Origin of the sequence: Bordetella sp. BOR01, from assembly GCF_019218885.1 — a bacterium.
Classification (GTDB): domain Bacteria; phylum Pseudomonadota; class Gammaproteobacteria; order Burkholderiales; family Burkholderiaceae_B; genus Bordetella_A.
The window spans coordinates 822,217-842,899 of sequence record NZ_JAHUWT010000001.1; the positions used below are offsets into that span (position 1 = coordinate 822,217).

General features: G+C 66.7%; 19 protein-coding genes. 7 read left to right on the top strand and 12 right to left on the bottom strand.

Annotation, left to right across the window (positions count from 1 at the left end):
• Positions 1-4 precede the first annotated feature (4 nt).
• The 5 genes from KW845_RS03915 to cphA (KW845_RS03935) form a co-directional block, all read right to left on the bottom strand.
• Positions 5-346, bottom strand: a complete 342-nt coding sequence (locus KW845_RS03915; RefSeq protein WP_218367849.1) for a BON domain-containing protein — start codon at positions 344-346, stop codon at positions 5-7.
• A gap of 63 nt (positions 347-409) precedes the next feature.
• Entirely contained in the window at positions 410-574 is a 165-nt protein-coding gene (locus tag KW845_RS03920; protein WP_207404343.1) for a DUF1328 family protein, read from the bottom strand.
• Between the two features lie 26 nt (positions 575-600).
• Positions 601-801 carry a CsbD family protein gene (locus KW845_RS03925; protein ID WP_218367850.1) on the bottom strand — a complete coding sequence of 67 codons (201 nt, stop codon included), beginning with the start codon at positions 799-801 and terminating at the stop codon, positions 601-603.
• 236 nt (positions 802-1,037) lie between these two features.
• The gene (gene cphA, locus KW845_RS03930; RefSeq protein ID WP_218367851.1) at positions 1,038-3,611 is read right to left on the bottom strand and encodes a cyanophycin synthetase; all 2,574 of its coding nucleotides are present in this window, start codon (positions 3,609-3,611) and stop codon (positions 1,038-1,040) included.
• Between the two features lie 22 nt (positions 3,612-3,633).
• On the bottom strand, positions 3,634-6,246 hold the full coding sequence (gene cphA / locus KW845_RS03935) for a cyanophycin synthetase (protein WP_218367852.1): 2,613 nt from the start codon (positions 6,244-6,246) through the stop codon (positions 3,634-3,636).
• A 227-nt stretch (positions 6,247-6,473) separates the two neighbouring features.
• On the opposite strand from cphA (KW845_RS03935), the gene KW845_RS03940 reads away from it, so the two are divergent.
• Positions 6,474-8,753 carry an ABC transporter ATP-binding protein gene (locus tag KW845_RS03940; RefSeq protein ID WP_218367853.1) on the top strand — a complete coding sequence of 760 codons (2,280 nt, stop codon included), beginning with the start codon at positions 6,474-6,476 and terminating at the stop codon, positions 8,751-8,753.
• Between the two features lie 19 nt (positions 8,754-8,772).
• The gene (locus KW845_RS03945) at positions 8,773-9,243 is read left to right on the top strand and encodes a DUF1854 domain-containing protein (RefSeq protein WP_218368615.1); all 471 of its coding nucleotides are present in this window, start codon (positions 8,773-8,775) and stop codon (positions 9,241-9,243) included.
• A 14-nt stretch (positions 9,244-9,257) separates the two neighbouring features.
• On the opposite strand, the gene KW845_RS03950 is transcribed toward KW845_RS03945, so the two are convergent.
• Positions 9,258-10,388: a GNAT family N-acetyltransferase gene (locus KW845_RS03950; RefSeq protein ID WP_218367854.1), complete on the bottom strand. Its 1,131-nt coding sequence runs from the start codon at positions 10,386-10,388 to the stop codon at positions 9,258-9,260.
• A gap of 57 nt (positions 10,389-10,445) precedes the next feature.
• Between KW845_RS03950 and KW845_RS03955 the strand changes: the two genes are divergently transcribed.
• Positions 10,446-11,258 (top strand): ferritin-like domain-containing protein, encoded by an 813-nt coding sequence (locus tag KW845_RS03955; RefSeq protein WP_218367855.1) that lies wholly within the window; start codon positions 10,446-10,448, stop codon positions 11,256-11,258.
• 81 nt (positions 11,259-11,339) lie between these two features.
• Entirely contained in the window at positions 11,340-12,602 is a 1,263-nt protein-coding gene (locus KW845_RS03960) for a lytic murein transglycosylase (protein ID WP_218367856.1), read from the top strand.
• Here KW845_RS03960 and KW845_RS03965 read toward each other — a convergent pair.
• The gene (locus tag KW845_RS03965) at positions 12,580-13,371 is read right to left on the bottom strand and encodes a dioxygenase (protein WP_218367857.1); all 792 of its coding nucleotides are present in this window, start codon (positions 13,369-13,371) and stop codon (positions 12,580-12,582) included. The two genes, KW845_RS03960 and KW845_RS03965, sit on opposite strands and share 23 nt — an antisense overlap.
• Positions 13,372-13,492: 121 nt before the next feature.
• On the opposite strand from KW845_RS03965, the gene KW845_RS03970 reads away from it, so the two are divergent.
• Complete coding sequence (locus tag KW845_RS03970; RefSeq protein WP_218367858.1) at positions 13,493-14,392, top strand: LysR family transcriptional regulator; 900 nt, start codon at positions 13,493-13,495, stop codon at positions 14,390-14,392.
• 74 nt (positions 14,393-14,466) lie between these two features.
• Positions 14,467-15,756: a M20/M25/M40 family metallo-hydrolase gene (locus tag KW845_RS03975; RefSeq protein ID WP_218367859.1), complete on the top strand. Its 1,290-nt coding sequence runs from the start codon at positions 14,467-14,469 to the stop codon at positions 15,754-15,756.
• Here KW845_RS03975 and KW845_RS03980 read toward each other — a convergent pair.
• Positions 15,749-16,660, bottom strand: a complete 912-nt coding sequence (locus tag KW845_RS03980) for a LysR substrate-binding domain-containing protein (protein ID WP_218367860.1) — start codon at positions 16,658-16,660, stop codon at positions 15,749-15,751. The genes KW845_RS03975 and KW845_RS03980 overlap by 8 nt on opposite strands.
• Positions 16,661-16,823: 163 nt before the next feature.
• Here KW845_RS03980 and KW845_RS03985 point away from each other — a divergent pair, with 163 nt between their 5' ends.
• Positions 16,824-17,585, top strand: coding sequence for a sulfite exporter TauE/SafE family protein (locus KW845_RS03985; RefSeq protein ID WP_218367861.1), 762 nt, complete (start codon positions 16,824-16,826; stop codon positions 17,583-17,585).
• A 6-nt stretch (positions 17,586-17,591) separates the two neighbouring features.
• Here the strand turns inward: KW845_RS03985 and modA are convergent, their stop codons facing one another.
• From modA to KW845_RS04005, 4 genes are all read right to left on the bottom strand, one after another.
• Positions 17,592-18,347, bottom strand: coding sequence for a molybdate ABC transporter substrate-binding protein (gene modA, locus KW845_RS03990; RefSeq protein WP_218367862.1), 756 nt, complete (start codon positions 18,345-18,347; stop codon positions 17,592-17,594).
• Positions 18,348-18,702: 355 nt separating this feature from the next.
• Positions 18,703-19,611, bottom strand: a complete 909-nt coding sequence (locus tag KW845_RS03995) for a D-hexose-6-phosphate mutarotase (protein ID WP_218367863.1) — start codon at positions 19,609-19,611, stop codon at positions 18,703-18,705.
• Complete coding sequence (locus KW845_RS04000) at positions 19,608-20,258, bottom strand: AAA family ATPase (RefSeq protein ID WP_218367864.1); 651 nt, start codon at positions 20,256-20,258, stop codon at positions 19,608-19,610. The genes KW845_RS03995 and KW845_RS04000 overlap by 4 nt, the downstream gene beginning before the upstream one ends.
• A complete protein-coding gene (locus KW845_RS04005; RefSeq protein ID WP_218367865.1) occupies positions 20,258-20,605 on the bottom strand; it encodes a type II toxin-antitoxin system prevent-host-death family antitoxin in 348 nt (115 codons plus the stop codon). Before KW845_RS04005 ends, KW845_RS04000 begins: the two co-directional genes overlap by 1 nt.
• Positions 20,606-20,683 lie beyond the last annotated feature (78 nt).

The following is a 20,683-nucleotide window of genomic DNA, read 5'->3' on the forward strand; positions in this document are numbered from 1 at the left end:
GCGATCAGTTCGGCTTGGCCTTGGCCGGATCGACCTTGATGTCGTTCTGCACCTGTTTCACGCCTTCCACGTCGCGGGCCACACGGGCGGCTTGTTCGGTTTCGGCTTCGGTGCCCACCGTGCCCGTCAGGGTGACGTTGCCATCGGTGGTCTCGACGGCAATGTCCAGCGCGCTGAGCGTCTCGTCGGCCACGAAGGCCGCCTTGACCTTGGTGGTGATGACGGCATCCGAAGCGTACTCGCCCATCGATTGCTTGGGCGCATCACCCTCGGCGGCATGCGCCACGGCACCGAATACGGCGCCGGCGCCCACGGCGGTGGCAACGATCAGGTTGCGCATTTTCATGAAATTCTCCTTGTGTTGCGGGCCGATTGAGCGGCGGCGCCGGATCGCGCCCGCCGCCTGCGGCTATTTCTTCCTGAACGCACCGCTCAGGATCGACAGCAGCGCCAGGATCAGGAATACGAAGAAAAGAATCTTGGCGATGCCGGCGGCACCGGCGGCGATGCCGCCGAAACCCAGCACCGCGGCAATGATGGCAATAACGAAGAAAACAGCGGCGTAATACAGCATATGGGTTCTCCTCGGGTCAAAAGGGATCAGTGGTTGGCATCGAAGAATGCCCGCACTTCCTTCTGCGCTTCTTCCTTGGTCTTGCCGTAGCGTTCCTGGATCAGGCCGGCCAATCGTTCTGCATTGCCTTCGGTGCGGGTCAACTCGTCGTCGGTGAGTTCGCCCCACGCGGCTTTCGCTTTACCAGTCAATTGCTTCCACTTGCCTGCAACGATGTCGTTGTTCATGGTGGTCCTCCTGGTTGATGAGCGTGTTACTACCGTACGAGGGCCCGGAAGGGGTGTCAAACGCGGCTGTAGGCAAATGTAAGCCGGGCCGCCCGCGCCCTCGCGAGGGCCGGGGGCCTGGTTGAGGCCGCAAGCGAAGTTACAATTCAGTAAAGTTTTGAGTTGCTTTGACGGGCAGGCGTAACGGATCCTGCGCGGCGGTGGCGCAGCCCGGCCCGCGAGCGGCAGTGCGGCCTCTAGGGCGTGGCGATACGCTGCTTCAAGTGCGCCAATGCTTCTTCCACCTGGTCCACCAGCACCAGGCACAGATCGCCGGGCGACAGGCGCGCCAATGCCGTATCGATGGCCAGGAACTCGCCGCGGATTTCTTCGATATGGCAGGCACGTCGCGCGCTAGCCAGGCCCTGGCGCAACAAGGCCAGCACTTCGCCGTCGGCACGGCCGCGCTGGCACTGATCTTCATACAGCAGGACATCGTCGAAGGCATCGCCCAGGATCTCGGTCTGGCGACGCAGGTCTTCGTCGCGCCGGTCGCCCGCCCCGCTGATCACCACGCTGCGCCGCTGTGCGGGCAAGGCCTCGACTGCCCGCACCAGTGCCAGGATGGCATCGGGATTATGGCCGTAGTCGGCAATGACCGTGGCGCCGCGGTAGTCGAACATATTGAAGCGGCCGGGCACGGTTTGCGCATCGTTGATGAAGCTGGCCAGCCCCTGGCGGATCGTCGGCCAGTCGATACCCAGCGACCAGGCCGCCGCGATGGCGGCCATGGCGTTGTCGACCTGGAAGGCAACGGCACCGCCGTGTGTCAGGGGGATATCGGCCAGTGCGATACTGACTGCCGTGTCGCCTTGCACGGCCACGATAGCCTCGCCGTCGCGATAGACCACGCGATGGCCCTGTGCGCGATGCGTACCGATGAGCGGATGCGCGGGGTCGCCGGAAAAGAACGCCACCGCGCCGGGGCAGGCCGATGCCATGTCGGCCACGATGGGGTCGGTGGCATTGAGTACCGCGGTGCCGCCGGCGTGCACGTACTGCACGATGACGCGCTTGACCACGGCCAGGTCTTCCACCGTGCTGATATAGCCCAGGCCCAGGTGGTCGCCCATGCCCAGGTTGGTGACGATAGCCACGTCGCAGCGGTCGAAAGCCAGGCCTTCGCGCAGGACGCCGCCACGCGCGGTTTCGAACACGGCCGCGTCCACGCCGGGATGGGCCAGGACGCGGCGGGCGCTGCGCGGTCCGCTGCAATCGCCGGTATCGATGCATTGCGCGCCGATGTAGACCCCGTCGGAATTCGTCATGCCGACCCGCTTGCCGGCACTGGCCAGCAGATGCGCGACCAGCCGCACCGTCGTGGTCTTGCCGTTGGTGCCGGCGACGGCCACCACCGGAATGCGGCCATCGTCTCCGTCGGCGTACATGCTGGAGACAATGGCTTCGCCCACGGCGCGGCCCTTGCCGAACGACGGGCTCAGGTGCATGCGCAGCCCCGGCGCCGCATTGACTTCCACCACGCCGCCGTGCTGGTCTTCCAGGGGCAGGTGCACGGTCTCGGCCACTACGTCCACGCCGCAGATGTCCAGGCCCACCATGCGCGCCGCGGTGACGGCGCGCGCGGCCATCTCGGGGTGCACCTCGTCGGTGACGTCGGTGGCCGATCCGCCGGTGCTCAGGTTGGCGTTGTGGCGCAGCGCCACCAGGGCACCCACCGGAGGCACCGAATCGGCGTCGTAGCCTTGTTTTTTCAGGGTTGCCACGGCGATATCGTCAAAACGGATCTTGGTCAGCGAGGTGGCGTGGCCATCGCCGCGCAGCGGGTCGGCATTGACTTGCTCGACCAGTTCGCGAATGGTGTGCAGCCCGTCGCCCGCGACTTGCGGCGGATCGCGGCGCGCCGCCGCCACCAGGCTGCTGCCCACCACCAGCAGGCGGAAATCGTGGCCGGGAATATAACGTTCGACGATGACTTCGCTGCTGATCTCGGCCGCGGCCTGGTAGGCGGCCATCACTTGCTCGCGCGTCTCGACGTTGACCGCCACGCCGCGTCCCTGGCTGCCGTCGCGCGGCTTGACCACCACCGGCCCGCCCAGCGCCCGGGCGGTGTCCCAGGCAGCCTGCGCGTCCGACACCGAGTTGCCCAGCGGTACCGGTACGCCGGCCGCATCCAGCAGCATCTTGGTCAAGTCCTTGTCTTGCGCGATGGATTCGGCGATGGCGCTGGTGGCGTCGGTCTCGGCCGCCTGGATACGGCGCTGGCGGCTGCCCCAGCCGAATTGCACCATGCTGCCGTGAGTCAGCCGGCGGAACGGAATATTGCGGGCCAGGGCCGCATTGACAATAGAACCCGTGCTCGGGCCCAGGCGCAGGTCTTCGTCGAGTTCGCGCAGGCGTGCCAGGGCGTCGGCCAGGCCGAAGGGCGTGTCGGCCAAGGCAGCATCCAGCACTTGCGCGGCCAGCGTCACGGCCAGCCGGCCGACCGCCTCTTCACTGTATTCCACCACCACCTGGAACACCCCGGGCTCGATGGTGGCGGCCGTACGGCCGAAGGCCACCGGGCAACCGGCGTGCGCCTGCAGCGCCAATGCGGCGGCCTGCAGCACGTGCGCGATCGACAGGGCCTCTTGTTGCCCGTCGGGCCGCAGGCGGCCGATCTGGGGAAAACGCGCGCGCAGCCTGGCTTCGAATTCGGGCAGGTGCTCGTCGATGGCACATTCGGCGTCGTGGCAGGTGACGATGGCTTCGATCGCGGTATTGCGGCTCCATAGATTGGGGCCGCGCAGCGCTCGGATACGGGAAACTTCCATGGGCAATATTCCTGGCCTGGTTTTATTGTTGGATCCAGCGGCGTACACGATCGATGGTGGGGCCGGAATAGGCTTCGTCCGATTGCAGCAGCACGAAATCGCCCGCCCCGATGTGGTCGAGCACCATGTCGATGGCCTGGGCGTGATCGGGCTCGTCGTGCACGGCAACCGGCCGCGCACCTTGTTCCAGGCCCTGGCGCAGCAGCGCGCGGGCCTGCCCGGCCGGGCGCTTGCTGGTGACGGTGGAATCGTCGTACAGCACGACCCGATCGAAGGCGCTGGCCAGCAGGCGGCCCTGGTCGATCAGGTCGGCGTCGCGGCGGTCGGCCCCGGCTGCGTACACGGCGCAGCGGCGGGCGGCCGGAAAGCGCGACGCGGCATCCAGCAGCGCCTGCAATGCCGAGGCGTTGTGCACGTCATCGACCACGACCGTGGCGCCGGCACGCTCGAACAGTGTGAATTGCCACGGCGCGTCGGCCTGGTCGATATCGAAGGCCTCGATGCCGGCACGGATGATGGCATCCGCGATGCCCAATGCCCAGGCGGTGCCCACGGCCGCCAGCACGTTCTCGACCTGGAACCCGACCCGCCCGCCGTGCGTGAGCGGTATGGCGGCAATGTCGGCCAGCGCGATCTCGTTGCCGCCTTCGGCCAGCACGATCGAGCCGCCGCGCAGGAAGACTGCCCGCTTGCCCTGGGCAAGCTGCTCGACGATGGCGGGCAGGGACGAATCGGTGCCGAAGTACAGCACGTCGCCGTCGCACAGCGATGCCATGCCGGCCACGCGCGGATCGCGCGCGTTCAGCACCGCCACGCCGCCAGGCAGCACGACATCTACCTGGGTGCGCAATATGTCGACCAGGCGGTCGGTGTCCTGGATGTCGAAGTCGCCCAGGTGGTCGCCCTGGTCGATGTTGGTGACCACGCCCACCTGGCAGCGGTCGTACGGCAGGCCCTGGCCCAGGATCACCGCGCTGTCGTTCTCGATGACAGCCGCGTCGACGCTGCGGTTCATCAGCAGCCGCCGGCCGCCGGCCCAATCGGCGCAGTCGCCCGCCTGCACCTGCCGCGAGCCCAGGTACAGGCCTTCGCTGCATGCCAGGCCCGCATGGCGGCCGGACAGCGCCAGCAGGCGCGCCACCAGGCGTGCCACCACGGTCTTGCCGTTGGTACCGGTGATGCCCACCACCGGGATGCGGCCATCGTCGCCAGCGGGAAACAGATGGTCGACAATCGCGCGGCCCACCGGCCGCGGCGGGCCGTTGGCCGGTTTCAGGTGCATCAACAGGCCAGGGCCGGCATTTACTTCCACGATGGCGCCGCGCTGCGTATCCAGGGGCCGCGAGATATCTTCAGCCACCAGGTCCACGCCCGCCACGTCCAGGCCCACGACCTGCGCCGCCAGCACCACCGTGGCGGCCGTTCCGGGATGCACCCGGTCGGTGACGTCGAAGGCCACATTGCCGCTGCGCTGGATCAGCACGCGCCGTCCGGCCGCGGGCACGCTGTCGGCCGACAGCGACTGGCGCGCCAGTTCCAGGCGTGCCGCCGAATCCAGGCGCACAGTGTTCAGGGGATGGTTCTCGGTACGGCCGCGGCGCGGGTCGCTGTTGATCTGCAGGTCGATCAGGGCGGATACGGTGCCCTGGCCGTCGCCGGTGATCCAGGCCGGCTCGCCGGCGGCCGCGGCAACCAGGCGATCTCCCACCACCAGCAGGCGGTGTTCGTTGCCGGGCACGAAGCGTTCCACCAGCACGCCGCTGCCTTCGTCCACCGCTACGGCATAAGCCGACAGCACATCGGCCCGGCTGGCCAGGTTGGTGAACACGCCGCGCCCGTGATTGCCGTCGCAGGGCTTGACCACCACGGGCAAGCCGATGTCTTGCGCGGCTTTCCAGGCGTCTTCGGGGCTGTCGACCCGGCGCCCCTCGGGCACCGGCACGCCACAGTCCGACAGCAGCATCTTGGTCAGGTCTTTGTCGCGCGAGATGCCTTCGGCGATGGCGCTGGTGCGGTCGGTCTCGGCCGTCCAGATGCGCCGCTGCCGCGCGCCGTACCCGAACTGCACCAAATTGCCTTCGAACAGCCGGATGCATGGAATATCGCGGTCGTCGGCGGCATCGACGATGCACGCCGTGCTGGGCCCCAGGCAGTGGGCATCGGCCAGGTCGCGCAACCGGCCGACGGCCTGCGTCACATCGAACGGCCGGTCTTCGATGGCCGCCATGACCAGGTCGCGCGCTTCCTCCAGCGCGGCGCGGGTCACTTGCTCCTGCCAGGCGCGCACCACCACTTTGTAGACGCCGCGTGTCGAGGTTTCGCGCGCCTTGCCGAAACCGCCGGGCAGGCCGGCCAGGGTCTGCAATTCCAGCGTCACGTGTTCCAGGATATGGCCGGGCCAGGTGCCTTCGCGCAGGCGCTGCAGGAATCCGCCGCGCACGCCGGGGCTGCAGCGGTGCTCGATCAGGCCGGGCAGCCAGGTGGAAAGCCGCTCGTAGAACCCCGGAATGGTGTTCGACGGGCAGTCTTCCAGGGCGCCGATATCGACCCAGGCTTCAAGTACCGGGCGGTAAGTCCAAATGTTCGGGCCGCGCAAAGCCACGACATCGAGAAATTCAATGTCTTTGTCTTTCATGTTTTAGTTGGAGTAGGCGCGTCGGCAGACAGGGGGCCCCGGATGAGTGGACGGGGATGTCGGGCAGGAAGCGAAGCCGATGCGTGGGGCGGGGTGGGTTCCTAGATGGAAAATGGCGTAACCGGCTGCTACTATACGCCGCCTTTACGCGCCGATAAACTCGCGCTGTTGTAAGGAGGGGACACGTTCGGCCAGGCCGACAACGCGGCCATGGCGGATCGCCATCCATGAACAAGAAGCAGCTTCTTTCCGGCAGTTCCGGGCAGGCGCCGTCCGCCCTGCACGACGCGATGCAATCCCGCCTTGCGCCGGGCGAAGCCGTGCTGGCCTGGCTCGAGACCGACCTGGACGCGCACCTGGCCTTCCGGCCCGGGCTGGTGGCCCTGACCGACCGACGCCTGCTGGCGCGCTCGCCCGACGACGGACTATGGCATGACTGGGCCTGCGCGCCCGGGCTGCGCCTGGGCCAGCACGACCATGCGGGCGCCGCTACCCTGGAATTGCACGATGGGCCGGTTCGCCTGGCCGCCTGGCGCTATACCCTGGCCCGCAACCCGGCCGCGCTGCGCCTGCTGGCCAGGTTCGACGCCCTGCAGGCCGGCCTGCAGGCCGACGCGCCGGCTTGCCTCGCCTGCCATTTGCCGCTGCCGGCAGGGCAGGCGCAATGTCCCGCCTGCACCCGGATGCAGGCGGGGCCCTCTTCGACCTGGGCGCTGCTGCGCTTGTGGCGTTTCGCCCGGCCGTACCGCGCCACGCTGCTGGTCGGATTCGTGCTGACCCTGCTGGCCACCGCGGCCACGCTGGTGCCGCCGTACCTGACCATGCCGCTGATGGACAACGTGCTGATCCCGTTCCAGAACGGCACACCCATCGATTACAAGCTGGTGCGCCTGTATCTGGGCGGCCTGCTGGCCTCGGCGGCGGTGGCCTGGGGGCTGGGCTGGGCGCGCACGTATATCCTGGCCCGGGTCAGCGAGCGCATCGGCGCAGACCTGCGCACCTCGACATATGAGCACCTGCAGCAGCTATCGCTGCAATACTTCGGCGGCAAGCGCACCGGCGACCTGATGTCGCGCATCGGCAGCGAAACCGACCGCATCTGCATCTTCCTGTCGCTGCACTTGCTCGACTTCGCCACCGATGTGCTGATGATCGCCATGACGGCGGCTATCCTGGTGTCCATCAACCCGTGGCTGGCGCTGGTAACGCTGGCGCCGCTGCCGTTCATCGTATGGATGATCCACGCAGTGCGCGATCGCCTGCGCCATGGTTTCGAAAAAGTCGATCGCATCTGGGCCGAGATCACCAACGTGCTGGCCGACACGATACCCGGTATACGCGTGGTGAAGGCCTTCGCGCAGGAAAAGCGCGAGGTGCAGCGATTCCGGGCCGCCAACAACCGCAACCTGGAAGTGAACGACCGCGTCAACAGCCTGTGGTCGCTGTTTTCGCCCACGGTGACCCTGTTGACCGAAATAGGCTTGCTGGTGGTATGGGTGTTCGGCATCTGGCAAGTGGCCAACAAGCAGATCACGGTAGGCGTGCTGGCGGCCTTCCTGGCCTACATCGGCCGGTTCTACACGCGGCTGGATTCCATGAGCCGCATCGTGTCGGTAACGCAGAAAGCGGCCGCCGGCGCCAAGCGCATTTTCGATATTCTCGATCACGTCTCCAGCGTGCCCGAGCCCCAGGCGCCGACGCGGCTGGATCGCGTGGCCGGCGGCATCGAGCTGCGCAACGTGGGCTTTCGTTATGGCAACCGTTCGGTCATGAGCGGGCTGGACCTGGCCATCGCGCCCGGCGAAATGATCGGGCTGGTGGGCCACAGCGGCTCGGGCAAGAGCACGCTGATCAACTTGATCTGCCGGTTCTACGACGTGTCCGAAGGCGCCATCCTGGTCGACGGCGTCGATATCCGCGCGCTGCGCATCGCCGACTATCGCCGCAACATCGGCCTGGTGCTGCAAGAACCGTTCCTGTTCTTTGGCACCATCGCCGAGAACATTGCCTATGGCAAGCCGCAGGCCACGCGTGCCGAGATCGTGGCCGCGGCGCGTGCGGCCCATGCCCATGAATTCATATTGCGCCTGGCGCATGGCTACGATTCGCTGGTGGGGGAACGCGGCCAGGCCCTGTCGGGCGGCGAGCGCCAGCGCATCTCGATTGCACGCGCGCTGTTGATCGATCCGCGCATCCTGATCCTGGACGAGGCCACTTCATCGGTGGACACCACGACCGAAAAAGAAATCCAGAAGGCGCTGGACAACCTGGTGCGCGGGCGCACCACCATTGCCATCGCACACCGCCTGAGCACCCTGCGGCGCGCCGACCGGCTGGTCGTGCTGGACCGCGGCCGCGTGGTCGAGCAGGGCCGCCACGAGGCGCTGATGGCGCGCCAGGGCGCCTACTATCGCCTGTACCAGGCGCAGGCGCGCACCGGCGAGGCCGACCTGCGCGACGATGGCGACGATGATGACCATGACCACAACGATGCGCCCCGTGACTGAACCTTCACGCGAACCCGCCATGACATTTCCCGCCTTCAGCCTGTATCGCAATGCCCATGGCCGGCTGGTGTACGTGTCGCCCGACGGCCTGCTGCACGAAGGCGTGCAGGCGGTGCGGGCATTCCCGATCAGCGATCCCTCGCAGGGCGTGTCTATCGTCAGTGCCGAAGGCCATGAACTGGTCTGGCTCGATTCGATGGATACGCTGCCGCCGCAAATGCGCCAGCAAGTTGCAGAGGCGCTGGCCAGCCGTGAGTTCATGCCGGAAATCCAGCGCATCGAGGCCGTGTCGGCATTTGCCACGCCGTCGGTCTGGCAGGTGCTTACCGACCGCGGGCCCACCGAGTTCACCTTGAAGGGCGAAGAAGATATCCGCCGGTTGGCCGGCCAGACGCTGCTGGTCTCCGACAGCCACGGCATCCATTACCTGCTGCGCGATGCGGCTGCGCTGGACAGGCACAGCCGCCGCCTGCTCGATCACTTCCTGTAGGTGGCGAGCAGGCCCTAGCCGCGCCTGAACGGCGTATGGGTCTCGAGTTCGCCCAGGTAGCCGTCCACGGCTTGCGTTTCGCGTTCCAGGAAGTCTTCAATGGCCTCGGCAAAGCGCGTGTCGGCTATCCAGTGTGCCGACCAGGTCGGCGTGGGCAAGAGGCCGCGCGCCATCTTGTGCTCGCCCTGGGCGCCGCCCTCGAAGCTGGCCAGGCCGTGCTGGATGCAGTAGTCGATCGATTGCAGATAGCAGGTCTCGAAATGCAGGCCCGGCACGAAATCCAGCGCGCCCCAGTAGCGGCCGTACAAGGTGTCGCCGCCCAGCATATTCAGCGCCGCCGCCATCGGTTGGCCGTCGCGCAGCGCCAGGATCAGCACCAGCGCATCCGGCAGGTCGCGATGCAGGCGCTGGAAGAATTCGCCGCTGAGATAAGGCGGGTTGCCATGCGAAAAATACGTATGCCGGTAGCAGCGGTAGAAGAACGCCAGCGCGTCGGCATCGATCTGTGCCCCGCGCAACCAGCGGTATTCGATGCCGGCGGCTTGCACTTTCTTGCGGTCCTGGCGGATCTTCTTGCGCTTGTCGTGATTCATCGCCGCCAGGAAGGCATCCAGGTTGGCATAGCCCGCATTGCACCAGTGGAATTGCACGCCCTCGCGCACCAGGTAGCCGGCCTGGCGCAACGCCGCCAGGTCCTGTTCGTCGGGAAACAGGATATGCAGCGATGACACTTTCAGCCGCTGTGCCAGCTCGATCAGGCCGCGCGCCAGTTCCAGGCGGTCATCGGGGTGGGCGGCCAGCAAGCGCGGCCCGCCCACGGGGGTGAAGGGCACGGCGGCCAGCAGCTTGGGGTAGTAGCGCAGGCCGTGGCGCTCGAAGGCGTCGGCCCAGGCATAGTCGAACACATACTCGCCGCGCGAATGCGCTTTCAGGTACAGCGGCACGGCGCCGGCCAACTTTCCATCGCGCCGCAGCACCAGGTAATACGGGGCCCAGCCGGTGTCCGGTACCGCGCAGCCGGTGTCGTGCAAGGCGGCCAGGAACTCGTGGCGCACGAAAGGCTGCGTACCCGCCAGCGCATTCCATTGGCGTGCGTCCACGCGGGACAACGAAGTTTCGATACCGAGACGGGCAGGGGGGCTCATGGCGCAATGATAAAGTCTAAGACTGTTTCCGCGCCGCTGGCGATCCGCCCCTTGTGCATGACTGCTGCTGCTTTTCCTGATCCCACCCCGGCCAGCCTGCGCCGGCAAGCCCTGGCCGCGCTGGCCGCGCGTGCCTGGCCCGACAAGCTGGCGGCCGTGCGCGCCATCGACGACGGCGCGCCCATCGACGCCGAGGCCCTGCTGGCCGGGCCCGCCAGCCTGCCCGGGCGGCCCGATGCCCCGGTGCTGGTGGCGCCCGGCCAGGTCAGGCAGCGTTCGGTGCAATCGCCCGAAGGCCGGGCCGCGTTGCTGCACGCCTTGGCGCACATCGAATTCAACGCCATCAACCTGGCCCTGGATGCCGTATGGCGCTATGACGCGATGCCGGCCGACTATTACCGCGACTGGCTGCGCGTGGCGCGCGAAGAGGCCTACCACTTCGAGCTGTTGAACCAACACCTGGCCAGCCTGGGCCATGCCTACGGCGATTTCCCGGCCCACAACGGATTGTGGGAAATGGCCGAGAAAACCCGCGACGATCTGCTGGCCCGCCTGGCCCTGGTGCCACGCACGCTGGAAGCGCGCGGCCTGGATGCTTCACCGCTGATCCGCGCCAAGCTGGCCGGCGCGGGCGATGCCGCCGGCGCGGCCATCCTGGACATCATCCTGCGCGACGAGATCGGCCATGTGGCCGTCGGCAATCACTGGTACCGCCACCTGTGCGCGCAGCGCGGCCTGGATCCGCTGGCATGCTATGCCGACCTGGCGCGGCGCTACGGCGCGCCGAAGCTGCGGGGGCCGTTCAACCTGGATGCCCGGCGCCAGGCCGGCTTTGACGAGGCCGAGCTGCAGGCCTTGCAGCAACCCTAGGCGGCGGGCGGTTACAGCGCGATACCACGGCGGGGCGCGGCCGTGCGACGCCAGCCCGCGCCTGCCTATAGAATCGACGCCATGAGCTCTCGACATTCTCTTTCCCTGCTTTGCCTAATAGCGCTGACAGGCGCCGTGCGCGCCGCCGCGGCTGCCGATGTCATCGCGCCCGCCGACACGGCGGCCTTCGCCAGCTGCCTGGCGCAGTTGCGCGGACAGGCGGTCAAGCAAGGCGTGTCCGCCGGCACGTTCGACACCTATACCCAGGGCCTGGCGCCCGACATGAGCGTCATCGCTTCGCTGGACGCGCAACCCGAATTCAAGACCCCCATCTGGGACTACCTGGCCGCGCTGGTCGACGATGAGCGCATCGCCGATGGCCGGCAGGCCCTGCAGCAGTGGCAGCCCGAACTGGCCCGTGCGCAATCGCAATTCGGCGTCGATCCGGCCACGGTGGTGGCGGTATGGGGCGTGGAAAGCAATTTCGGCAAGAAACTGGGCGGTCGCCCGCTGCTGACTTCGCTGTCGACCCTGTCGTGCTTCGGGCGCCGGCAAAGCTATTTCCGCGGCGAATTCTTCGCCACGTTGAAGATCATCCAGCAAGAACATGTACGGCCCGAGCGCCTGAACGGATCGTGGGCCGGCGCATTCGGCCAGACGCAGTTCATGCCGTCAACCTATCTGCGCCTGGCGGTCGATTTCGACGGCGACGGGCGCCGCGACCTGGTCGACAGCGTGCCCGATGCCCTGGGGTCCACCGCCAACTTCCTGAAGCGCGCCGGCTGGAAGCCGGACCTGGGCTGGGGCTTTGAAGTGGCCTTGCCGGCGGGGCTGGACACCAGTGGGGCGGGCCGCCGCAACAAGCGCCCCTTGTCGGCCTGGGCCGCGCAAGGCATCAAGCGCGTCAACGGCCAGCCGCTGCCGGCCGGCGACACCCAGGTGGCCCTCTTGCTGCCGGCCGGCCCGCAGGGGCCGGCATTCCTGGTGACGCGTAATTTCGATGCCGTGTATTCCTATAACGCGGCGGAAAGCTACGCCCTGGCCATTGCGCACCTGTCCGATCGCCTGCGCGGCGCCGGCCCGTTCGCGCATGCCTGGCCCACCGATGACCCCGGGTTGTCGCGCGCCCAGCGGCGCGAACTGCAGTCGCTGCTGATCGCGCGCGGGTTCGACATCGGCGAGCCCGACGGCCTGATCGGCGCGCGTACCCGCCAGGCACTGCAAACCGTGCAAGGCCAGGCCGGCTTGCCGGCCGACGGCCGGGCGGGGCAGAAATCGCTGCAATGGCTGCGGCAGAATGCCGCCGACCCACCCGCCGCGCTCAATTCACCGCGGGCGAATTGAACACGTAGGCATCCATCGACAACACGCCATGAGCAATGCCCCCATCCAGCACTTCCACATCGGCATCGGGGGCGGCCGCGCCGGCGGCGATCAACAGCGGCAGATAGTGCTCTGCCGTGGGGTGGGCGCGGCGCGCCTGCGGCGCGGTGTCCAGGTAATTGACCAGGGCCTCGCGGTCGTGCGTGCGCACTGCCGCGCGCGCCCAGTCGGCAAACGCCTGCACATACGGTTCGTCGGCGCCGTCGCGCTGGCGGAATTCATAAAGATTGTGGGTCAGGCTGCCCGATCCCACGATCAGCACGCCTTCGGCCGACAGCGGGGCCAGCGCGCGCCCCAGTTTCCAGGCCTGCGCCGGGTCCAGCGTGGCAGGCAGCGACAACTGCACGACCGGAACATCGTGGGCGGGAAACATGTGCAGCATGGGCACCCAGGCGCCATGATCCAGGCCGCGTTCCGGATCCAGGCTTGCCTGATGGCCGGCCTGATTCAGCAGCGCCGCCACGCGCGCCGCCAGGGAGGGATCGCCAGGCGCGGGGTATTGCAAGGCATAGAGCGGCGCCGGAAAACCACCGAAATCATGAATCGTCTGCGGCCGCGCGGCGGCCGTCACGGCCAGGCTGCGGGTCGTCCAGTGCGGCGATACGATCAGCACCGCCTGCGGCGCGGGCAGGCGCTGGCCCAGGGCGGCCAGCAGCGGCCCTGCGCGGCCGGGTTCCAGCGCGAAAGTGGGTGCGCCGTGGGACACGAAAAGAGTAGGCTGGGTCTGCATGGCAAGAAATCTCCGATCAAGCCGACCGGATAAAGGGCGGTCGTTGAATAAACTTTAATTGCCTATCGGACCGAGATAAATAGGCCATTTGTGGATATATTGTTCCAGGATGGTGGTTAATATGGACCGATTCGAAGAAATGCGGGTGTTCACCACCGTGGTCGAGGCAGGCAGCTTCGTCAAGGCCACCGAAACCCTGCGCATGTCGAAAGCAGGTGTCTCGCGCCATGTCACTGAACTGGAAAGCCGCCTGGGCGTGCGCCTGTTGCAGCGGACCACGCGCCGGCAATCCCTGACCGAAGAAGGGCAGTTGTTCTACGAACGCTGCAAGGCGCTGCTGGCCGAGGTCGAGGACGCCGAAACCGAGGTCACCAGCCGCAGCGGCGAAGTGGGAGGGCTGCTGCGCATCAACGCGCCGCTGACCTTCGGCGTGCGGCACCTGGCCGCGCTGTGGGCCGCTTTCAAGGCACAGCATCCCCAACTGATACTGGACATCACCTTGGCCGATCGCGTGGTCGACCTGGTCGAGGAAGGCTATGACGTCGCGGTGCGCATCTCGCAACTGGCCGATTCCACGCTGGTCAGCCGCCGCCTGGCTTGCACGCGCATGGTGCTGTGCGCCACGCCGCAGTACATCCAGATGCGCGGCCATCCCGAACACCCCAGGGAACTGACCATGCACCCCACCATTGCCTACACCTACTGGACGGGTCGCGACGAATGGCGTTTCCATGGCCCGGAGGGCGAGGTCAGCGTCCGCATCCAGCCCATCATGCGCGCCAACAACGGCGATACCTGCATGGAAGCCGCCCTGGCAGGCCTGGGCGTCATCCTGCAGCCCACCTTCCTGGTCGGCGACGCCCTGCGCGCCGGCACCCTGGTAGAACTCATGCCGCAATACCGCTGCGTCGAACTGGGCATCTACGCGATCTATCCCACCCGGCGGCACGTGCCGCCGCGCGTGCGCGCGCTGGTCGACTTCCTGAGCGGGCATTTCGCCCAGCCGCCATGGCCCGACTGAGGCCGGGCGCGCAGCCGCTTAAGGCGGCGCCGTACCGCCCCTGTCTTCTACGGCGACTCAAAGGAGCCCACGCGATGTCCTGTTTCCTGTCTCGTTCTGCCCGCTCACGCGCCCTGGCGCTGCTGTGTTGCGCCTGTGCCGGCCTGGCGCAGGCGGCCCCGGTGGCCACGGTGCATGACGCCGCCCAGGCGCAACGCCAGCCCATGCTCGACACCATGCGCGACCTGGTCGGCATCGAGTCGGGCAGCAAAGACCTGCAAGGGCTGCAGCAGCTGGCCGCGCTGGTGGCCGAGCGCCTGAAGACCCTCGGCGGCCAGGTAGAGACCATTGCGCCGACCGACATCACGCGGCTGTCCGATACGCCCGAACAAGTCGGCTCGATGGTGCACGCCGAATTCCAGGGCACCGGCAGCAAGAAGATCATGCTGATCGCCCACATGGATACGGTCTATCAGAAAGGCATGTTGAAAGACCAGCCGTTTCGCATCGACGGCGAACGCGCCTACGGCCTGGGCATCGCCGACGACAAGCAAGGCGTGGCCGCCATCATCCACACCGTGGCCCTGCTGCGCGAACTGGGCTTCAAAGACTACGGCACGCTGACCGTGCTGATCAACGGCGATGAAGAAATCAGCTCGCCAGGCTCGCGCAATACCATCACGCGCCTTGCTGCCGACCAGGACGCCGTATTCTCGTTCGAAGGGGGCGGCAAGCAGGGCAACCTGCGGCTGGCCACCAGCGGCATCGGCGCAGCCTACCTGGCCGTCACGGGCAAGACCTCGCATGCCGGCGCGCGGCCCGAGGGCGGGGTGAACGCCTTGTATGAACTGGCGCATCAGGTGCTGCAGATGAAAGACCTGTCGCAGCCCGAGCAGGGCCTGAAATTGAACTGGACGCTGGCCCAGGCGGGTACAGTGCGCAACGTGATTCCCGGGCAAGCCACCGCGCAGGCCGATGCGCGGTCGCTGAAAGTCGCCGATTTCGACGCGCTCGAGGCCACCATGCGCCAACGCATCCAGCAGAAATTGCTGCCTGACGCGAAAGTCGACTTGCGTTTCGAAGTGCGCCGGCCACCGCTGGAGGCCACCGAGGCGTCGCGCCGCGTGGCCGGCCACGGTGTCGCCATTTATAAGGAACTGGGCTTGCCCATGAAAGTGCTGGATGTGGCCACAGGGGGCGGCACCGACGCCGCGTTCGCCGGTGTGAAGGCGCGCGGCGCGGTGATCGAAGGCATGGGCCTGAGCGGTTTCGGCGCGCATTCCAACGACGCCGAATATGTGCAGATCGAAACCATCGTGCCGCGCCTGTACCTGGCCGCGCGCATGATCATGGATATCTCGCGCGACGGCGTGCCGCTCAAGTAGCGCGCACGGGAGCCGGCTGGGCGGCATCCAGCAGATAGTGCAGCATCTGCCCGGCATAGGCGGGCAGGTCTTCGGCCTGTCGCACGCACAGCAGCAGGTTGCGGCGGGCCCAGGCGGCATCGAGCGCCACGGCCTTGATGCCGGTTGCCCGCGCACAGCGCCGCGCGGCAGCGCGCGGCACGATGCCTATGCCGATTCCCTGGCCCACCAGCCGGCAGATGGCATCGAAGCTGCGCAGCCGCACGCGGTAGTTCAAGGGCGCGCCGGCGCGCCGCGCATGCTGGGCGACATGGTCTTGCAGGGCGCTGCCTTCGGCCAGGCCGATGAAATCCTGGGCAGCGATGTCGGCCAGGCCCACGCAGGCCGATTGCGCCAGCGGGTGGTCACGGGCCACTACCAGCACCAGCGGGTCGTATCGGAACTGATGGGTCTGCAGGCCTTGCAGGTCGGCCGAATCGGCCAGGATGCCGATGTCGGCGGTGCCGGCCCGCATGGCGTCGGCGATATCGGCGCTCAGCCGCTCTTGGACATCGACCGAGATGCGCGGATACTGCCCCAGGAAACCACCCAGCAGATCGGGCAGGTATTCGCTCAGCGCCGCCGTATTGCACAGCAGCCTGACATGGCCCCGGATGCCGTGGCCGTACTGGTCCAGCTCGCCGCGCATGCGCTCGACCTGCTTGAGCACCGTGCGGGCATGATGCAGCAGAGTGCGGCCCGCCGCCGTCACATGCACGCCGTGGCGTTCGCGTACCAGCAAGGGCACGCCCAGGGCGTCTTCCATGCCGCGCACGCGCTCGCTGGCCGAGGCCAGCGTCATGTGTGCACGCTGCGCGCCTACTGTGATGGTGCCTGCTTCATGGATGTGCAGGAACAGGCGCAGGTCGGTCAGGTCGAAACGCATGAACCGATGCTAGCACGTAAGCATCAGGAAATACCTGAGGCTGGCTATGGAACCTACGCATTGGCAGATGCGCAAATAGGCCCAAGAATACGGGCATTCAGCCGATTCACCTGAACTGCCGCGGGCCCGCAAGCCTATGCTTGTTCCGTAAGCTCAAACCGCCATGAACCTCTTCGATTCCCTGCCGGGCCTGCTGGCCGCCGTGACTGCCGTGTTCTTGCTGGCGGGCATGGTCAAGGGCGTGGTGGGCTTGGGCCTGCCCACCATTTCCATGGCCTTGCTGGCTTTGTTCATGGCGCCCGCCCAGGCGGCGGCGCTACTGGTCATTCCCTCGCTGGTCACCAATCTGTGGCAGGCCCGCCCGGTGCGCGCGCTGGGCCCGCTGCTGCGGCGCATCGGCACCATGCAACTGGGCATTTGCGCGGGTACGCTGGCCGGCGCCGCCCTGTTCGGCGCGCCGGCGGGCGCCTGGGGGGCGGTGGCGCTGGGTACTGCGCTGCTTGCGTATGCCGCCTGGGGCCTGTTCGGCAAGCCGCCAGTCTTGCCGGCGCGCGCCGAGCGGTGGATGGGGCCCTGCATCGGCGTGCTGACGGGTATCATCACCGCCGTCACCGGGGTGTTCGTGGTGCCGGCTGTTCCCTATCTGCAGTCGTTGGCACTGGATAAAGATGCCTTGATCCAGGCCATGGGGGTGTCTTTCACGGTATCCACGCTGGCACTGGCCGCGGGTTTGTGGCTGACTGGCAGCTACGGCGCGGGGACTGCCGGCGCGTCGTTTGCCATGTTGGCCCCGGCCTTGCTGGGCATGGCCGCGGGCCAGCGCCTGCGTCGCGCGCTTTCGCCACGGCTGTTCCGCCTGTGCTTCATGGCCAGCCTTGCGGCGCTGGGCATCTACCAAGTCGTCGAAGGCTTGCTGGCGCCCTGACTTGCGCTAGCGATGAAATCCGTAGGCACGCATGATCTGGCCCACTTTCGGGCCTTTAAGGTAGAACAGGAAAGAACGTGCCGCCAGGTTTTCCTTGCCGGTCTCGAGCAGGATGGCGTCTTGCCTGATCGGGTCGTAAAGCGATGTGGGCACGATCCACACCGAGCCGCGCTCGACCCGGCTGTTCTTGTACACGTGCGACAGCGTGACAAATCCCAGTTCAGTGTTGCTGCCCGATAAAAACCGGCGGGTGTCCGATGCATTGCGGCGCTCGACCAATTTACCCGTGACGGCGCTGCGCAATCCCAGGCGATCGATCACCTGCATGGCCGGACGGCCGTAGGGCAGCAGGTCGGGGCTGGTGATCGACAGGCGATTGAACTGGTTGTCTTTCAGCACATCGCCCTGCGGATCGACATAGCCTTGGCGCGGAGACCACAGCGCCAACACCCGCGTGGCATAGGTATAGCGCGTGCCGGGCACGGCCTTGCGGGCTGCTTCCAGGCGTGCGGGCAGTACGTCGTTGCCGGCCACGAAAACATCGTAATGGACGCCTTGCTCGATCTGGGCATAGAGCTGGCTGGTCGGGGCAACTGACAGCACCACGACATTGCCGGTCTTGCGCTGGAAGTCGTCGGCAATGACGCGTATCGGCGCGACGACATTGGTTGCCACCGCTATCTGGACCTGTCCGGCGCGAGCAGCCGCACCGACCATACCGGCGAGCATCGCGGCAATGAAAAATTTGAGGAGCGCATTCATCTGCAGTCTCTGGCGCCGTCAGCCAGCGCCTATGTCTATGCCAGGCGTGTGATTTGATCATATTCGGGCCGCCGGGCCCACCATTCAAATGGTGCGCGGCATCCGTATTTCCCCGCAATTGCGGGTCAATCTCCAGGAATAAGGCCACAACTGCCCTGTGATACGGCAAATTGAATATGGCTACATGAAGTTACATAACGACATGGCCGCCATGGCGGCTTATTCCAGGAGAAAGCGATGAACGAGCAAACAACGCCCATGAAGTGGCCCAGCGATTTTCCCGCCAAGCATTGATGCCTGTGCCCGCCCGCAAGGGCGGACACAGCATGTTGACGCATACCGCGAGCGGCAAATTTCAGGCCGTGCAGGCCTGCACGCTGATCGACAGTGACACGGTGGCGGTGTCGCCGGGCTGGACGGCCAGCGCGTCGTCCAGCACCCTTGCCGTTTCCACGCATACCATGCGTTGCCATGCATCATTGGCAAAGTCGTCCAGCCGCGCGGCCTTGTCCGCGCCGGGATTCCACACCACCGTTGAATGCGAACCGGCCGCGCGCAGGCACACCTTGCGGCGCCAACCGGGATCGTGCACGGCAACCGGTGCGGCGGTATCCAGATACAGGCGATCGGTTTCGCCATCGAGGATCACCGGGCCTGCCTGCCGCCGGCGTTCCCAGTGCCGGGCCATGTCCAGGTAATTTCGCTCTTGCAGGCCGTGGATTTCGACGCGGCGGCTATCCGATACGGCAAAGTAGGTATGCAAGGCCAGGGCCGTCGTGAAGGCCTGCGTGCCCAGGTTGCGTACCGATAGCGCCAGGGCGATGTCCTGCCCGAATCGCATGCGCATGCTTAGTAGTGCATGGTGCCGCCAGCCCGGGGCGCAGCCGGGCAGGGCGGCGAACCCGAATTCCAGTTCGGCTTCATCGGCTTCGGCATGCTGCCCGGCCAGGCGCCAATCGGCTTGGCGCACCCAGCCATGCGACGGCGCTCCGGGTGGCGCGGCCACGCTGTCGCGCACGGCTGCCGGGTTGCGCGCATAAACGGCAAACCACGGCCAGCACACGGGTATGCCGCCGCGTACCGGTACGCCCGGCAGCAAGTGCGCTTGTTCAGACAACCAGATCAAGGGCCGGCCGTCGGCCGGCGCATAGCTCAGCAATTGTGCGCCTTGCCGGGCCACCAGCGCGCTGCCATGCGGCGTGCGCACACGCCAGCCGCGCAATTGGCCGATGTTCGCCGGTTCGATAAGCGCGTGGCCGGTCATGATTGCTCGATCGCTGCCTGCAGGATGGGCCTGGCCCAGGCGGGGGTGGCCGCCTGGCTGGCGGTATCGTCCATGGCGGGAAAAGCCAGCTTGCCGCCCAGGGTTTCCATTACCAGTCGTGGCGCCGGGATCTGGGTGCCGGGCGCGGCATCGGTGCTGTTGTCGAACACTTGCAGCCGCGCCAATACCGGCAGCAGCCGGATCAGGTTCAGCCGCGAAGCCGTCCAGCGCTCATGGATTTTCTCGGTGGGTATCGGGTGCCCGCCATGCGCCACTCGCAGTTGCACGCGCGCAATGTGATGCTCTGCCGACGACAGGCCGCAAAACCACATCATCACATCGTGGGTGGGGGCGGCCTGCGCCAGCAATTGCGGAATGGTACGGGCGCCCAGCGTGGTTTCAAACGCATAGTTGCTGGCCTTGCCGATGGCCGCCTCGAGTCGGGTGCGGCCGTATTCCCACGCGCGCCCGTTGGCCTGGGCGGCGTCCAGGCCCAGTTGGCCGGCCAATTGGCGGGCATAGGTATCGGGATTGAACCAGGACAGCCCATGTTCGGCCAGCATGGCGCCGCCCACCGAACTCTTGCCCGCCCCGTTGACCCCCGCCAGCACAAAGATGAACGGGCGCCTTGTGCGCGCCGGTGCCATCAGTAGCTTTCACCCACCTTGGGCGCACGTGCCAGCTTGCCCTTGGCCTCGAACAGGGCTTGCAGGTGGTCGCGTGCCTCGGGGCGTTGCAGTACGGCCAGGCGTTCGTCAAAGCGGTTGGCCAGTTCGTCCAGCACGGCCTGTTCGCGGGACTGGTGTGCCTGGATTTCTTCGGTAAGGTCGCGGTACTGTTGGGCGTCGACCAACACCATTTCCACCACCGAATGATTGGTGATGGCCACGCTGCCCGACTGCCGTACCTGGCGTACCACGTCTTTCCAGCGGTTCTTCACTTGGGAAGCGTTCTGGCGGGGCAGGGTGTCAAGAGACTTCAAAGGCGCAAGCATGGCGGCGTCCGTCAAGACTAGGTTATGGCTATTATGGCAAAAATAGCCATAATGGTCAAAATTTGACCGGACCCAGGG

What these genes read in the sequence shown, in the direction of transcription:
- KW845_RS03945 (WP_218368615.1), top strand. Translation starts at nt 8,773, where the DNA reads ATGACATTTCCCGCCTTCAGCCTGTATCGCAATGCCCATGGCCGGCTG.
- cphA (WP_218367851.1), bottom strand. Translation starts at nt 3,611, where the DNA reads ATGGAAGTTTCCCGTATCCGAGCGCTGCGCGGCCCCAATCTATGGAGC.
- KW845_RS03965 (WP_218367857.1), bottom strand. Translation starts at nt 13,371, where the DNA reads ATGCAGACCCAGCCTACTCTTTTCGTGTCCCACGGCGCACCCACTTTC.
- KW845_RS03995 (WP_218367863.1), bottom strand. Translation starts at nt 19,611, where the DNA reads ATGACCGGCCACGCGCTTATCGAACCGGCGAACATCGGCCAATTGCGC.
- KW845_RS03940 (WP_218367853.1), top strand. Translation starts at nt 6,474, where the DNA reads ATGAACAAGAAGCAGCTTCTTTCCGGCAGTTCCGGGCAGGCGCCGTCC.
- KW845_RS04000 (WP_218367864.1), bottom strand. Translation starts at nt 20,258, where the DNA reads ATGGCACCGGCGCGCACAAGGCGCCCGTTCATCTTTGTGCTGGCGGGG.
- KW845_RS03970 (WP_218367858.1), top strand. Translation starts at nt 13,493, where the DNA reads ATGGACCGATTCGAAGAAATGCGGGTGTTCACCACCGTGGTCGAGGCA.
- KW845_RS04005 (WP_218367865.1), bottom strand. Translation starts at nt 20,605, where the DNA reads ATGCTTGCGCCTTTGAAGTCTCTTGACACCCTGCCCCGCCAGAACGCT.
- KW845_RS03920 (WP_207404343.1), bottom strand. Translation starts at nt 574, where the DNA reads ATGCTGTATTACGCCGCTGTTTTCTTCGTTATTGCCATCATTGCCGCG.
- KW845_RS03980 (WP_218367860.1), bottom strand. Translation starts at nt 16,660, where the DNA reads ATGCGTTTCGACCTGACCGACCTGCGCCTGTTCCTGCACATCCATGAA.
- KW845_RS03915 (WP_218367849.1), bottom strand. Translation starts at nt 346, where the DNA reads ATGAAAATGCGCAACCTGATCGTTGCCACCGCCGTGGGCGCCGGCGCC.
- KW845_RS03960 (WP_218367856.1), top strand. Translation starts at nt 11,340, where the DNA reads ATGAGCTCTCGACATTCTCTTTCCCTGCTTTGCCTAATAGCGCTGACA.
- KW845_RS03950 (WP_218367854.1), bottom strand. Translation starts at nt 10,388, where the DNA reads ATGAGCCCCCCTGCCCGTCTCGGTATCGAAACTTCGTTGTCCCGCGTG.
- cphA (WP_218367852.1), bottom strand. Translation starts at nt 6,246, where the DNA reads ATGAAAGACAAAGACATTGAATTTCTCGATGTCGTGGCTTTGCGCGGC.
- KW845_RS03925 (WP_218367850.1), bottom strand. Translation starts at nt 801, where the DNA reads ATGAACAACGACATCGTTGCAGGCAAGTGGAAGCAATTGACTGGTAAA.
- KW845_RS03975 (WP_218367859.1), top strand. Translation starts at nt 14,467, where the DNA reads ATGTCCTGTTTCCTGTCTCGTTCTGCCCGCTCACGCGCCCTGGCGCTG.
- modA (WP_218367862.1), bottom strand. Translation starts at nt 18,347, where the DNA reads ATGAATGCGCTCCTCAAATTTTTCATTGCCGCGATGCTCGCCGGTATG.
- KW845_RS03955 (WP_218367855.1), top strand. Translation starts at nt 10,446, where the DNA reads ATGACTGCTGCTGCTTTTCCTGATCCCACCCCGGCCAGCCTGCGCCGG.
- KW845_RS03985 (WP_218367861.1), top strand. Translation starts at nt 16,824, where the DNA reads ATGAACCTCTTCGATTCCCTGCCGGGCCTGCTGGCCGCCGTGACTGCC.